Below are 256 nucleotides of genomic sequence, written 5' to 3'. Positions count from 1 at the left end.
AGAAACCGGCCACCAGCCCCGCGACCATTGAATCACCTGCACCCACAGTAGTATTCACTGGTACTGATAACGCTTTCGCATAAAAACTGTTGCTCGGACTGACTAATAGAGCTCCTTGATCACCTAAAGAAACACAGACATGTTTAACACCGGACAACTGCAGTTTTCTGGCGCATTCAGCAATTGCTTCTTTAGTGTCGAGTTTTACTTGTAGCAGAGTTTCAAGTTCATACAGATTGGGTTTAATCAAAAACGG

1 protein-coding gene is annotated in these 256 nt (G+C 44.1%); it reads right to left on the bottom strand.

Features of this window, described 5'->3' with window-relative positions; genetic code table 11:
* Positions 1-256 (bottom strand): PfkB family carbohydrate kinase (locus B3182_RS10715; protein WP_292752718.1); only part of this gene is annotated, 256 nt, incomplete at both ends.

It is taken from the genome of Methylophaga sp. UBA4204 (assembly GCF_002379485.1).
In the GTDB taxonomy this organism is placed as follows: domain Bacteria; phylum Pseudomonadota; class Gammaproteobacteria; order Nitrosococcales; family Methylophagaceae; genus Methylophaga.
This window is presented reverse-complemented; position numbering and strand designations above follow the sequence as displayed.